Here is a 14,085-nt window from a genome sequence, read left to right on the forward strand (position 1 = left end):
TGATGAAGATGGCAGACCTGAGCATCAATCTCGCGGGCATCAAGTCTCCGAATCCGTTCTGGCTGGCATCCGCGCCGCCTACGAATACGGGTTACCAGGTTCAGCGCGCTTTCGAGGCCGGCTGGGGCGGCGCCGTATGGAAGACGCTGGGGGACCCGATCATCAACACGTCCTCGCGGTTCGCCGCGGTCAACTTTAACGGGCAGCGGGTCGCCGGCTTCAACAACATCGAGCTGATTACCGACCGTCCGCTGGAAGTGAACCTGAAGGAGATCTACGAGACGAAGAAAAGATTCCCGGACCGCGCCGTCGTCGCCTCGCTCATGGTCGAGCCGAAGCGGGAGAAGTGGCACGAGATCGTGAAGCGCGTCGAAGCGATCGGAGTGGACGGCCTGGAGCTGAACTTCGGCTGTCCTCACGGGATGGCGGAGCGCGGCATGGGCGCGGCGTCCGGCCAGCAGCCCGATCTCGTCGAGATGCAGACGTACTTCGTCAAGGAAGTCGCCACGACGCCGGTCATCGTGAAGCTGACGCCGAACATCACGGACATTACCGTCGTCGCGCGGCATGCGGTCAAGGGCGGCGCCGACGCAATCAGCATGATCAACACGATCAACTCCCTCGCCGGAGTCGACATCTACTCCTGGAACACGATCCCTCATGTCGGGGGTAAGGGTGCTCACGGAGGCTATTGCGGCCCGGCCGTGAAGCCGATCGCGCTGAACATGGTGGCGGAGTGCGCGAGGAATGCGGAGGTCGGCGTTCCGATCTCGGGCATCGGCGGCATCTCGAACTGGCAGGACACGGTCGAGTTCCTGCTCATGGGAGCGACCGGCGTGCAGATCTGCACGGCCGCCATGCACCACGGCTTCCGCATCGTCGAGGACATGATCGACGGGCTGAACAATTACTTGGAAGAGATGGGCTTGTCGTCGGTGTCGGAGCTGGTGGGCAAGTCCGTCGCCAGATATTCGAACTGGGGCGATCTCGATCTGAACTACAAGGTCGTCGCCCGAATCGACACCGAGACTTGCATCAACTGCAACAAGTGCCACATCGCCTGCGAAGACACTTCCCACCAATGCATCGAGAGGAGGGTCGACGCTTCGGGCAAGGAGATCCTGGTCGTCCGCGAAGAGGATTGCGTCGGCTGCAACCTGTGCTCGATCGTCTGCCCGGTAGACGGCGCGATCGAGATGGTCGAGGTGGACGAAGGCCTGGCCCCGATGAGCTGGAACGATCGTCAGCGCGCGCTTTCTATTCTAAACACGGCAGAGATGGAGGTCGTATAAGATGAAGAAAATCATCAAGAACGGAACGATCGTCACGGCGGCGGACACCTTCTTCGGGGATGTGCTTATCGACGACGGCATCATCGTCATGATCGGCGTCGATCTGGAATCGGAGGGCGCGGAGCTCGTGGATGCGACGGGCTGTTATGTTTTCCCGGGCGGGATCGACCCACATACTCATCTCGACATGCCGTTCGGCGGCACGATGACGGCGGACGACTTCGAGACCGGAACGATCGCGGCGGCGTTCGGCGGCACGACGACGGTCATAGACTTCTGCATCACGAACAAGTCGAAGCCCCTCGGCGAATGGGTGAAGGTATGGCACGAGAAGGCAAAGGGCAAAGCGGTCATCGACTACGGCTTCCACCTGATGATCACGGACGCGAACGACGGCGTACTGGCGGAGCTCCCGGGCATTATCGAGAACGAAGGCATCACCTCTCTGAAGGTGTTTATGGCTTATAAGAATGTTTTCCAGGCGGATGACGGAACGTTGTTCAAGACTCTGCTTCTGGCGAAGGAGCAAGGCGCGCTCGTCATGGTTCACGCCGAGAACGGGGATGTCATCGATTATCTGGTGAACAAGGCGCTGGAGGAAGGCAATACCGATCCGATCTACCACGCGCTGACAAGACCGTCGGTGCTGGAAGGCGAGGCGACGGGAAGAGCGGCCGACCTGGCCGGCATGGCGGACTCCCAGCTGTACGTGGTGCACGTTACCTGCGAGGAAGCGGTGAACAAGATCGCCGAAGCGCGGAGCAAGGGGCTGAAGGTGTTCGGCGAGACCTGCCCGCAATATCTGGTGCTGGACGTGACGGAGCTGGAGAAGCCGAACTTCGAAGGCGCGAAGTACGTCTGGTCGCCGCCTCTTCGCGAGAAGCGCCACCAGCAGGCGCTGTGGGACGCGCTCTGGAACGGACAGCTGCAGACGGTCGGCTCCGACCAATGCTCCTTCAACTTCAAGGGGCAGAAGGACCTCGGGCTCGGCGACTTCTCGAAGATCCCGAACGGCGGGCCGACGATCGAGGATCGCTTCACGATTCTGTATTCCGAAGGGGTCGAGAAGGGCCGCCTCACTCTGAACAAGTTCGTGGACGTCATCTCCACGACGAGCGCGAAGCTGTTCGGCCTGTTCCCGCAGAAGGGCACGATCGCGATCGGCAGCGACGCGGACATCGTCATTTTCGACCCGTCCGTCGAGCGGACTTTGTCGGCGGAGACGCATCATATGAACGTCGACTACAACCCGTACGAAGGCATGAAAGTCAAAGGAGAGCCCGTCTCCGTGCTCGTTCGCGGCGAATTCGTCATCCGCGACAAGCAGTATGTCGGGGAAGCGGGCAGCGGCCAGTACTTGCAGCGCAAGCGGTTCGCGGCGGCGGACCGCATTCCGGTCAAGAAGCATCCGGTCGGAGGTGGTCTGGGGTGACGGCATACGACGAATATGCGGCGGAGAAGCAGACGATCGAGGGACTGGTGGCAAACGGCTATCTGATCGCCCGGGTGAACGAGCTGCTCGACGGCGCCGAGGCGATCTTCGTCAAGCAAGGAGCGGAGAAGGAGAAGGTCGTCCTGCGGACGGCCGATGCCCGGAAGCACTTGTCGTACTTGGTCATCGCTCAGCAGAACGCGGCTGGCAAGGCGCAATAGATTCGTTGAAGGCGAGGGGAGCTCCCTCGCTTTTTTTTGTTCTGGTTGTTGCGGATATAGGGCGATAACAGCCGCAGCGTCGGCCGGAAGAGCGTGGGAGATACACGGAAAAACCGTGTAACGGCGCCCATATGGAGCTGGAGGTGAAGGAGATACACGGAAAAACCGTGTAACGATGCCCTTATGGAGCTAGAGGCGAAGGAGATACACGGAAAAACCGTGTAACAGCACCCGTATGAAGAAGAAATCGCGGGAGATAAACGGAAAAACCGTGTAACGGCAGCCTATCCGGCTGCCGTTATCCGCTTATCTGGTTATCCCGTAGCGATTGCGAAGCATGGCGATCGTCTCCGTCAGTTCCGCCTCGCTCGGCATGCGCAGAGTAGCTGCGGCGGCTTGCATGCCGGCTTCCGTCTGGCGTTCGCGGATAATTCCCTTGATCTCCTCGGCGAATGCCTCGGCCGCTCCAATGCCAAGATCGATGATCTCGGCCAAGCTTGCGGTGCTGTCATCCGTAACGAGCGGGAAATTCGCCGGATCCGCCCCGGCCGCCGCGCGATCGTAGAACTGCCGCACTAACCGGGTGCGGGCTTGTCCGGAGCCTTCGACAATGACGAAGGCTTGAATGACGAATGCCTTCGTCTGGCGCCGTTGCGCGATCCCGCAGAACTTCAAGCCGTTGATGCTGAGGTCGAAGTCGCCGGGACAGTACGCTCCCTCGATCTCCCCTTTGTCTACCGCCCACCCCGTTCCGGCGACGGCCGTCGCGATGAGCGCGTACATTTTCTCGAAATCGCTATGAAAGTGGAAGGAATCGACCGAAGGCTTGGGCAGGATGAGCGAGACGTTCACCACGCCCGGGTCGAGCGGGACCGCCGCTCCGCCGGAGTTGCGAACCGCCACTTGGTAGCCTTTGGACTCCAGCCATCTGGCCGCGTCCGGAGCGCCCGGAAGCCGGCTGTCCCTCAGCCCCATGACGAACGATTGCGGCTGTCTCCACAGATGGCAGATGGCCGGTCCCCCTTCCCCCGTCCGGGCGCACAGCCATTCATCCAAGGCGAACGGCAGCAGCGGGTCCTCCTTTTCCAACCGGTTCATTCGATCCAGAATCACCATATTCTCCAGCCCGGCAAGCATATCTATGTTCACGATGGCATGTCCCCTTCCAATATACGATCATCATACCCTAGCGACGAGCGGAGGGGAAGGGCGGTGAAACGGAGCGTCGAAGGAGAGAGGCGGAGGCGAGATAGTCGAAAAAATCGACTAACGGAGCGTCGAAGGGGAGAGGCGAAGGCGAGATAGTCGAAAAAATCGACTAACGGAGCGTCGAAGGAGAGAGGCGGAGGCGAGATAGTCGAAAAAATCGACTAACGGAGCGTCGAAGGGGAGAGGCGGAGGCGAGATAGTCGAAAAAATCGACTAACGGAGCATCGAAAGGGAGTGGCGGAGGCGAGATAGTCGAAAAAATCGACTAACGGAGCGTCGAAGGAGAGAGGCGGAGGCGAGATAGTCGAAAAAATCGACTAACGGAGCATCGAAGGGGAGTGGCGGAGGCGAGATAGTCGAAAAAATCGACTAACGGAGCGTCGAAGGGGAGCGCTGAAGGCGAGATAGTCGAAAAAATCGACTAACGGAGCGTCGAAGAGGGGTCTTGTCGGGAGCCGCTGCCCCGTAACCAAATAACGCGAGAAGGCCGCCTCCCGAGGGAGACGGCCTTCTGAGCAATCGTTGCGATCAACCCTTAACGGCACCCGCAACAACGCCTTTGACGATGTACTTTTGCAAGAAGATAAACACGATGATCGATGGCAGAACGGCCAGCACCATGGCGGTCATCGCGTACTGCCAGTCGGACGTATACTGACCGACGAACGTGTAGGCGGCGAGCGTCAGCGTCTTGGTCGAAGGCGAGCCGTTGACCATAAGCAGCGGGAGCAGGAAGTCGTTCCAGATCCACATGACGTCGATGATGATGATCGTCGTCGTGACCGACTTCAGAAGCGGGAAGATGACGGAGAAGAACAGGCGGAAGCCGGAGGCTCCGTCGATCGTCGCGCTCTCGTCGATCTCGCGCGGGATGCCTTTCACGAAGCCGTGGTAGATGAACACCGCGAGCGGAGCGCCGAAGCCCCAGTAGAGCAGGCCGAGTCCCCACGTGCTGTCGGACAGGTGCAGGAAGCTTGCCGTCTTCATCACCGTCAGCATGATCGACTGGAACGGGATAAGCATCGGCATGATGCAGAGGAAATAGATGATCGCGCTAGCGCGGGACTTCGTTCTCGACAGCTTGTACGCGGCGATCGACGAGACCAGGATGATGCCGGCCAGGCCGAGAACCGTCACGACGAAGTTGTTGAGGAACAGGCGCGGATAATCGATGTATTTCCAGACGTACTCGTAGTTCGCGAAGCTCCAGCTTTTCGGAAGGGCGATGACGTCGGTCATGACCTCCTGGAAGCTTTTGAACGAGTTGATGATCATCAGGAACAGCGGGTACAGGAACAGCAGCGCGATCAGGATCAGGACGATTTCGCCGATCACTCGGGCAACGGGATTACTGCGCATTAGCTCTCAACCTCCCTGCGCTTGAAGATGGTCAATTGAATGACCGTAATGATCAGGACGGCGACGAACAGAACGAGCGCCTTGGCGGTGCCGTAGCCGTACAGGTTGTTCTGGAACGTATCGCGGTAGATGTCGTAAGCGACCGAATAAGTCGTTCCGCCGGGACCGCCTCCGGTCAGCGACAGGATCACGTCGAACACCTTGATCGAGTTGGTCAATGCCATGAACACCGAGATCGTGATCGAAGGCGCGAGCAGCGGAAGCGTGATGCTGAAGAACCGGCGGAAAGGACCGGCCCCGTCCATGACGGCGGCTTCTTTCATGTCGTCCGGAATCGATTGAAGACCGGCGATGTAGATGACCAGGTAGAACCCGACCGACTGCCAGATGGACACGAACAAGACGGAGATGAACGCGAGCCCCGGCTCGCCCAGCCAGCTTTTGCCGAAGAAGGCCCAGCCCGTGCTGTTGCCCAGCGATTCGAACCCTTGCATGAAAATAAATTTCCAGATAAAGCCGACAATAACCAAGCTGAGAATGTAAGGGATAAAGAACGCCGCCCGGAGGAACGACTTCGACTTCAGCTTGGAATCGAGGATGACCGCCAGGACGATCGCGATCACGTTGACCAGAATGATGTACAGGATCGCGTATTTGACGGTGAACCAAGAAGCGGCCGAGAAGTTGGCGTCACCCGTAAAGATCTGTTTAAAGTTATCGAGACCGATAAATTCCGGGTTCTTGGAGATCCCGTTCCACTTCGTAAGGGAATACCGGACCGTAAGTACGAACGGAATGTAGAAGGCAACGGCTACGCAAATCAGAACCGGCAGGGTGAAGAGGCCGAATTCGAATTTTTCGCTTAGCTTTCTGCTCCTGTTTTTCATATTCACACCTCTTTCTAGGGGTCGAAACCTGTCGACGGGGACGATTTATTCGCTGTACATCCCGACTTCGCTTAGGCTATATTGCATTATAAACAGGACACCGAGCCTCGAAAAATGGATTTAAGCAAACAGTTAAGGGTAAAAAGGTGAACGGTGTTCGCCCGAAGGAGGAACGATGCAGGTGCCGACGGATTGGTTCCGCAGATCGATACGAAGGCTTAGGGACGCGACGACCCGAAGGCTGGTAAACAAGCTTATTTTGCTCTTCAGTACCATTCTCATTCTGGTCGTCGCCTCGCTCACGCTGATCTCTTACCGCATTATCGAGAGGGAATCGGTCCAGCACAGCATATCCAGCAACTCGAACAACCTGCTCCTTGTGAACAAGAACTTCGAGAAGTATTTCGCGGAGATCGAGCAGTTCTCGCTGCCCCAGATCCGGTACGACGATATCATCAGAGCCATCGGCCGCGAAGCGACGGACTACTCTTCCAGGCAGTATCTGGAGAATTACTTGCGGGAGTTGTTCTACTCGCGCAGCGACATCGATCAGATCTACCTCTACCTGATCGACGAGGGCAAGTATCTTTATATCGCCAAAGAGAACTTTAACGTTCCCGTGCGGGCGGCCATGGACGCCGAGATCCCTCGGCAGGCTTGGTACCAAAGCGTTATGCAAAGCCCCAAGAATGCCGTGCTGCAGTCCTTGGTTCTGGACCGGGAGACCGGCTACCCCTCCGTGCCGGAGAGCAGCTTCATGGCCTACCACCGGGTTATTCGTTCCCTTGCGGACCGCGAGCCGAGGGCCGTGCTAAGCTTCTTTTTCAACGATTCGGAGAAGCAGAACATCATGAAGGACATCCCCTTCAACGAAGGGGAGCACCTGCTATTCCTGAATTCCCAAGGCGTTCCCTTCCATATCGACGACCCCGTTTTCTACGAACGGACGGCAGCGACCGGATTCCTGGACAAGCTTGAGAACGGCTCGGCCAGGTCTCGCTTCACCTGGAAGGAGGAAGACACCTCTTACCTGGTGATGTTCGATACGAGCGAGACCGACGGCTGGAAGCTGGTCAAGTCCGTGCCGTACGACCAGATCTACGAGACCGCGCAGCAAACCCGGAGAATCGGACTCCTTATCGGCCTAGGCTTCCTGCTTCTCTCCATCGTGCTGATCTCGTTGACCTCGAACGCGATTACGAGGCCGCTCAAGCGATTGTCGACGCAGATGAGGCGCTTCAGCGCCGGAGAATTCGACTCCGTCGTCGAGGTGAAGGGACGTGACGAGATCGCCTACCTGTCCAGGCACTTCAATCTCATGGTCAGCCGTACGAACGAGCTGATCAACGAGCGCTACAAGATGAAGCTGGTGGAGAAAAACGCGATTCTCAAAGCGCTCGAGGCGGAGATCAATCCGCACTTCCTGTATAACGCGCTGCAAGCTATCTCGACGAAAGCGCTCAAGAGCGGGGAAGAGGAGATTGCCGACATGGTGGACGCGCTGGCCATGACGCTAAGATATTGCATAAGCGGCAAAGACATGGTGCACGCTAGGGACGAATTGAAGCACATCGAGCGCTACATGGTGCTGCAAAAAGCGAGATTCGGAGAGCGGCTCCGGGTCGTGTACGACATCGAGGACTCCTTGATGCAGCTGCCGATCCCGAAGCTGTCGATCCAATCGCTCGTCGAGAATTCGATCAAGCACGCGCTCGAGCAGGTGTCCAGCTCCATTACGATCGTCATTCGAATCCGTTTGGAAGCTTCGTACGCGGTCCTCTCCGTCCGCGACAACGGTCCGGGAATCGCGCCGGACAGGCTGGAAGCGATCCTGGAGTCCTTCGAGAAGGAATGGGAGGAACGGGAGGGCGACAGCATCGGGCTTCGCAATCTTCATACTCGGCTCCAGCTTCTTTTTGGAGACAAGGCGGGTCTGGAGATCGAGACGGACGAGACGGGGACGGAGCTTCGAATGATGATTCCTCAGGGGGGAGATGACACTCATGCTTAAAGTGCTGATTATCGACGATGAAGAGCCGTCCCGCGAAGCCATCCGGATCCTCGGCGATTGGAAGGCGATCGAGGCGGGCGAGGTGCTCGAGGCGGGCAACGGCAAAGAAGGGCTGGACCTGCTGGAGCGGGAAAAGCCGGACCTGGTGCTCGTGGACATGAAAATGCCGGAAATGGACGGATTGGAGTTTCTGCGCCATGTCGAGCGAGACCATCCGAATCTGTTCACGATCGTCATCAGCGGCTACAACGACTTCGACTATACGAGGCAGGCGATTCGGTCCAGGGTGGTCGATTATCTGCTGAAGCCGATCAACCGCCAGGATCTTAACCAAGCGCTTCGCAACGCGGCCGAGGTGCTGAAGGCGCGCAAGCAGACGGAGAGCGAATTCATCGATCGCAACATCACGCTGAATTTGTCGGTGCCCAAGCTTAAAGAGAATATCTACCTGTCGATCATAGAGAGAAACGTGAAGGTCAAGAACAATGAAGCGTATCTTCGGCTGATCGGGGCGGACGACCCGGATAAGCGCTATTGCGCGACGGCCGTCCGAATCCTGAACATGGAGAGAATTACGGAGGCGCGCTTCAAGCAGGAGAGCGATCTTCTCCGGTTCGCCGTCACGAACGTGATCAACGAGTTCGCGGAAGAAGGCTTCCAGAGCTTCAGCTTCTCCAATCCGAAGATAGAAAAGGAGATTATCGTCGTCCATACCCTGTCGGGAGGGATCGTCGGAGACATCGGCTTCCGTTCGGTTCACTTCATGAAGAAGGTCGTGTCCGTCCTGAAGGATCTGTTCGGCATCCTGGCCGTCTCCGGCACCGGGATGCCCGTCCAGGAGATCTCGAAGCTGTCGGAGTCCTATGAAGAAGCGGAGAAGGTCGTGGATTCGATCGATCTTCTGAAGCTGGACGGAGTCAGCGGATTCGTAGCCGATGCTCGGGTCGACGGCCCGAAGGAGGAGCTCTCCTCGCCGAGCCGGTTCTCCCAGCTTCGCGCGGCGATCGAGGCGGGCAACGCGAACCAGGCCCGCGGCGTCGTCCAGGACTTCGCGAATACGCTGAGGGGATTGCCGTCGCTTCGCTTGAAGGACGCGAACCTGATCGCGAAGAAGCTGGTTCGCGAGCTGGGGGAGCTGGCGCAGGGGGGCGGCGATTCGAACGCGCCGCTTCTGCCGGAAGGAAGTCTCCGGGAGCTGGGAATCCGCGAGGAGTACGCTTCCTTCGAAGAATTCGAAGCTCTTCTTCTTAAGGCGGTCGATGCTTGCTTCCACCGGATCCGGTCTTCCGTTCAGGCGGACAAGTCGGTCGCGATCGGCGAGATCAAAGATTATATCGACCGGAATTACTTCGAGGATATCAAGGTTTCGATGTTTACCGAGAAGTATTTTCTCAGCCGCGAGTACCTGATGAAGCTGTTTAAGCAGCAGTATGGCTACGGAATTCACGAGTACGTGCAGAAAATCCGGATGGACAAGGCCAAGGAGCTGCTGGAGAATTCGGAGCTGAAGATCCAGGAGATCTCCGAGATGCTCGGCTACAAGGACAAGAACTATTTTAGCAAGGCGTTCAGGAATTATTTCTCCCTCTCTCCCACAGAATACCGAATGAAGCGATCGGATGGATAAAAGTGAACGGAGGGAGAACTACACTTTTTTACCCTCAAGTGATCACGAATCTACATTTTTATCGATTTCCGATTTCTTTAGAATGAACTTCGAAGATCAATCAACTTACCACGGAGTGGGGGCGTAGCAATGCTAAAGAGAATGACGGCGCTGTCCATGAGCGCGGTGCTGATGGTAGGCGCTCTGGCGGCATGCGGCAACAACAATAATAATGCGGGCAATACGGCTTCCCCGACGGCAAGCGGCGCGGCGAGCGGCGCAGCCAGCGACAAGCCGGTCACGATCAACATGTTTACGGCATCTCCGGAATATACCGACGCGTTCAATGCTTATATCGAGGAATACAAGAAGGTTAAGCCGAACGTCACGATCAACCTGGAGATCATGCAAGCCGACTATAACACGGTGCTCAAGTCCCGCATCGCTTCCGGCAACACGCCGGACGTATTCCAGACGACGGCGGGCGGAGACATCGACACGTTCGCGGAGTACAGCTACGACCTGACGAACGAGCCGCTCGCGGCGGCGATGACGGATGCGGTTCGCGCGAACATGACGTCCACGGACGGCAAGGTGCTCGGACTTCCGGTCAAGGGCAACCTGTTTACCCTGATCTACAACAAAAAGCTGTTCGCCGACGCGGGCATCACGGAAGTGCCTAAGACGACGGCTCAACTGGACGACGCGATCGCGAAGCTCGAAGCCAAGGGCATCACGCCGTTCGCGAACGCCTACAAGGAATGGTGGACCTGGAAGCACGTCTTCCAGCACTTCGTTGACGCGGCCGCGGAAGATGCGGGAACGGATGCGAAGACGCTGGTCGGCCAATTCATCAAGGGCGAGACGACGTTCGCGGATCATCCGGTCCTGAAGGACAACTTCTTCAACTTCGTCGACACGACCGTCAAGCACGGCACCGACAAGCCGCTCGAACGCGACAGCAACGCCGAAGTCAGCGACTTCGCTTCCGGCAAGGCGGCCATCATGACCGGCAAGGGCGCGTGGGACGAAGAAGCGATCAAGAAGATCTCCCCGGACATCGAGATCGGCATCATGGGTTACCCGGTCAGCGACAAGGCCGAGCAATCGGTTATCATCACCGGCGCCGACCAAGCTCTCCGCATCAACAAGGATTCCAAGAACGTAGCGGCGGTCGTCGAGTTCTTCAACTGGCTGTACACGTCCGACTACGGCAAGCAATGGTTCTCCAACGTAGCGAAGGTCATTCCTCCGATCAAGGACGCTCCGCTTCCGGATCTGGATATGCCTAAGCAAATGGACGAACTTCTGAAGACGGAGAAGTCCGGCGACCTGGCCGTCAACTACTCGCTCGACACGTTCCATCAGAAGTTCGGCGAGATCATGCAGGCTTATATCGGCGGCAGCAAGAAGAAGGACGCCGCGATCAAGGAGATCGAGCAAGCTTGGCAGCAGCTGGGCGCTTCCTAATCGGGCGTTACGGGCGGCAATTCGCATAACTGAGCTAAATAGGACAAGAACTGACAACTCAGCGCCTGTGGGCGCTGAGTTGAATGCTTTATAATTTCGGTAATGGCATGGAAGGAGGATGTTCTATCCCAATGGCACAAACGATCCAGCTTGAAGAGAATGGCCTATATCTGGTACTGAAAGTAACCGACGAACAGGACGTGCGCCTGCTCCACTTCGGCACGAGCCCTTTGGATGTTAAGGCGATTGGAGAGAAGCAGGAGGAAGGCTTCCGCTTGCTCGAGCTTCAGCTGTCGGGCGACGATCGCGCGGAATATCACGGGCGGACGCACCGGGCGACGTTCCCGGGTTTGCGGATGAGGTATGCCGGGCATACGGACACGCGCAACGGAATCGGGCGCAAGCTCGAGATCGCGATGACCGATCCGGAGACGAAGCTGAAGTCCGTCTCCCATCTTCAATTCTATACCGGGACTTCGGTCGTCCGCGCTTGGACCGTTCTTGTTAATGAAGGGGAAGAATCGGTCGGAGTCGAGTACGTCAGCTCGTTCGCGCTGACCGGCATCGACAAGGAGGGGAAGCTCGACCGGGACGAGAAGCTTCGCCTGTCCATCCCTCATACCGGATGGCAGAGCGAAATCCAGTGGCGGACGAACACGATTCCGGAGCTCGGCTTGTCCCACATGACGGACCGGAGCTCCAAGCGGATCTCCTGCAGCAACACCGGCTCCTGGGCGGCGGCGGAGCATATTCCGATGGCCGTCCTGGAGAATGCCGAAGCCGGGACGAGCCTGGTCTGGCAGATCGAGCACAACGGCTCCTGGCACTGGGAGATCATCGATCAATTCGATTATTTGACGCTGCTGATCAGCGGGCCGACCGAGCATGACAACCATTGGTGGAAGGAGCTTGCGCCCGGCGAGGAGTTCGTCTCGGTTCCGGTCGCCGTCGGGGCGGCGAAGGGCGGCTTCGAGGAAGCGATCGGCGAGTTGACGAAGTACCGTCGGCTGATCCGCCGCCCGAACGACGACAATCGCTTGCTGCGAGTCATCTTCAACGACTACATGAACTGTCTTTGGGGCAGCCCGACGACGGAGAAGCTTCTGCCTCTCATCGACGCGGCCGCCGAGATCGGCAGCGAATACTTCTGCATCGACGCCGGCTGGTACGCTCCGGGAGCCTGGTGGGACGGCGTCGGCGAATGGCTTCCTTCTCGCGAGCGATTCCCGGAAGGGATCGAATACGTGCTGGGCTACATTCGCGAGAAAGGCATGATCCCCGGCCTCTGGCTGGAGCTTGAGGTCATGGGCATTCGCAGTCCGAAGCTCGCCGAGGCGGACGACAGCTGGTTCTTCATGCGGCACGGCAAGCGCGTCAAGGACCGCAGCCGTTACCAGCTCGATTACCGGAACCCGGCGGTCATCGCCCACGCGAACGAGGTCATCCGCCGCCTGGTCGAGGACTACGGCGTCGGCTACATCAAGATGGACTACAACATCAATGCCGGCATCGGAACCGAGACCGATGCGGACAGCTTCGGCGACGGGCTGCTCCAGCACAACCGCGCTTACCTCGCTTGGCTGGACGGCATCTTCGCCAAGTATCCGGATCTCGTCATCGAGAACTGCTCCAGCGGCGGCATGCGCATGGACTACGCGATGCTGAGCCGCCACAGCATCCAGTCGACGAGCGACCAGGAGGATTACGTGAAGTACGCGCAGATCGCGGCCAGCTCCCCGTCCGCGCTCACTCCGGAGCAATCGGCGATCTGGTCGTATCCGCTGCGCGAGGGCGACGACGAAGAGGTCGTCTTCAACATGGTGAACGCGCTGCTGCTGCGGGTCCATCAGAGCGGCCACGTCGCCGAGCTGAGCCCTCGCCGGAGAGCGCTCGTCAAGGAAGCGCTCGACTACTACAAGACGATCCGCGACGACATCCGCGTATCGCTTCCGTTCTGGCCGATCGGCCTGCCGAAGTCGGAGGACGACTGGGTCAGCTTCGGGCTGCGCGCCGGAGACCGCTTGTACGTCGCGGTATGGCGTCTGGGCGGCGATGCGTCCGAGATCGCGCTGCCGCTTCCGAAGCTCGCGGGCAAGGAGCTGTCAGCGCGAATCACCTATCCGGCGGAGAACGACAGCGCGATCGCGTGGAGCCGCGAGACCGGCGAGCTCAAGGTGACGCTTCCTCGCGAGAAGACGGCTAGATTGATCGAGCTTCAGGTACGATAAGAAGCGGAATTTTGCCCCCGGACCGAATTGGGTCCGGGGGTTTTTGGGGTTTGGGGGCCGCTAGGGGCCTGAGGGGCGTGTAAGCCTGCGTTGTAGGCCCTGTAAGCCGACATTGTCGGGTTACAGCACCGAAAGTAGGCGCCAAGGGCCGTGTAAGCCGACATTGTCGGCTTACAGCTCTGAAAGCAGGCGCCGAAGGCCGTGCAAGCCGACATTATCGGCTTACAGCTCTGAAAGCGAGGCTCGGGGGCCCTGTAAGCCGACGTTGTCGGCTTACAGCCCCGAAAGCGGGTGCGAGGGCTGTGTAACCCGACATTATCGGGTTACGTTTCTGGTTCGGCTAACGGACACCAACGACTCTTAAACGCAG

The 14,085-nt window shown here is 58.4% G+C and carries 10 protein-coding genes; 7 read left to right on the top strand and 3 right to left on the bottom strand.

Features of this window, described 5'->3' with window-relative positions:
• The first annotated feature begins 8 nt into the window (after positions 1–8).
• Genes preA through H7B67_RS09635 form a run of 3 tightly spaced genes read left to right on the top strand, consistent with a single transcriptional unit; the run spans position 9 to position 2,945 of the window.
• Positions 9–1,292, top strand: coding sequence for an NAD-dependent dihydropyrimidine dehydrogenase subunit PreA (gene preA, locus H7B67_RS09625; RefSeq protein ID WP_185119579.1), 1,284 nt, complete (start codon positions 9–11; stop codon positions 1,290–1,292).
• 1 nt (position 1,293) lies between these two features.
• On the top strand, positions 1,294–2,724 hold the full coding sequence (gene hydA, locus H7B67_RS09630) for a dihydropyrimidinase (protein WP_185119580.1): 1,431 nt from the start codon (positions 1,294–1,296) through the stop codon (positions 2,722–2,724).
• Entirely contained in the window at positions 2,721–2,945 is a 225-nt protein-coding gene (locus H7B67_RS09635) for a hypothetical protein (RefSeq protein ID WP_185119581.1), read from the top strand. The genes hydA and H7B67_RS09635 overlap by 4 nt, the downstream gene beginning before the upstream one ends.
• Before the next feature lie 306 nt (positions 2,946–3,251).
• Here H7B67_RS09635 and H7B67_RS09640 read toward each other — a convergent pair whose 3' ends face one another.
• The 3 genes from H7B67_RS09640 to H7B67_RS09650 form a co-directional block, all read right to left on the bottom strand.
• Positions 3,252–4,094 (bottom strand): lipoate--protein ligase family protein, encoded by an 843-nt coding sequence (locus tag H7B67_RS09640; protein ID WP_425353874.1) that lies wholly within the window; start codon positions 4,092–4,094, stop codon positions 3,252–3,254.
• A 588-nt stretch (positions 4,095–4,682) separates the two neighbouring features.
• A complete protein-coding gene (locus H7B67_RS09645; RefSeq protein ID WP_185119582.1) occupies positions 4,683–5,513 on the bottom strand; it encodes a carbohydrate ABC transporter permease in 831 nt (276 codons plus the stop codon).
• The gene (locus H7B67_RS09650) at positions 5,513–6,400 is read right to left on the bottom strand and encodes a carbohydrate ABC transporter permease (RefSeq protein ID WP_185119583.1); all 888 of its coding nucleotides are present in this window, start codon (positions 6,398–6,400) and stop codon (positions 5,513–5,515) included. Before H7B67_RS09650 ends, H7B67_RS09645 begins: the two co-directional genes overlap by 1 nt.
• A 181-nt stretch (positions 6,401–6,581) precedes the next feature.
• On the opposite strand from H7B67_RS09650, the gene H7B67_RS09655 reads away from it, so the two are divergent.
• From H7B67_RS09655 to H7B67_RS09670, 4 genes are all read left to right on the top strand, one after another.
• On the top strand, positions 6,582–8,411 hold the full coding sequence (locus tag H7B67_RS09655; protein WP_342592367.1) for a sensor histidine kinase: 1,830 nt from the start codon (positions 6,582–6,584) through the stop codon (positions 8,409–8,411).
• Positions 8,404–10,038 (top strand): response regulator transcription factor, encoded by a 1,635-nt coding sequence (locus H7B67_RS09660; protein ID WP_185119585.1) that lies wholly within the window; start codon positions 8,404–8,406, stop codon positions 10,036–10,038. The genes H7B67_RS09655 and H7B67_RS09660 overlap by 8 nt, the downstream gene beginning before the upstream one ends.
• A gap of 129 nt (positions 10,039–10,167) precedes the next feature.
• Positions 10,168–11,487, top strand: a complete 1,320-nt coding sequence (locus H7B67_RS09665) for an extracellular solute-binding protein (RefSeq protein ID WP_185119586.1) — start codon at positions 10,168–10,170, stop codon at positions 11,485–11,487.
• 131 nt (positions 11,488–11,618) lie between these two features.
• A complete protein-coding gene (locus H7B67_RS09670) occupies positions 11,619–13,715 on the top strand; it encodes a glycoside hydrolase family 36 protein (protein WP_185119587.1) in 2,097 nt (698 codons plus the stop codon).
• Positions 13,716–14,085 lie beyond the last annotated feature (370 nt).

It is taken from the genome of Cohnella thailandensis, from assembly GCF_014212135.1.
Taxonomy (GTDB): Bacteria; Bacillota; Bacilli; order Paenibacillales; family Paenibacillaceae; genus Cohnella; species Cohnella thailandensis.

Coding starts and splice junctions, on each gene's coding strand:
- preA (WP_185119579.1), top strand. CDS start 9: ATGGCAGACCTGAGCATCAATCTCGCGGGCATCAAGTCTCCGAATCCG.
- hydA (WP_185119580.1), top strand. CDS start 1,294: ATGAAGAAAATCATCAAGAACGGAACGATCGTCACGGCGGCGGACACC.
- H7B67_RS09645 (WP_185119582.1), bottom strand. CDS start 5,513: ATGCGCAGTAATCCCGTTGCCCGAGTGATCGGCGAAATCGTCCTGATC.
- H7B67_RS09650 (WP_185119583.1), bottom strand. CDS start 6,400: ATGAAAAACAGGAGCAGAAAGCTAAGCGAAAAATTCGAATTCGGCCTC.
- H7B67_RS09660 (WP_185119585.1), top strand. CDS start 8,404: ATGCTTAAAGTGCTGATTATCGACGATGAAGAGCCGTCCCGCGAAGCC.
- H7B67_RS09665 (WP_185119586.1), top strand. CDS start 10,168: ATGCTAAAGAGAATGACGGCGCTGTCCATGAGCGCGGTGCTGATGGTA.
- H7B67_RS09670 (WP_185119587.1), top strand. CDS start 11,619: ATGGCACAAACGATCCAGCTTGAAGAGAATGGCCTATATCTGGTACTG.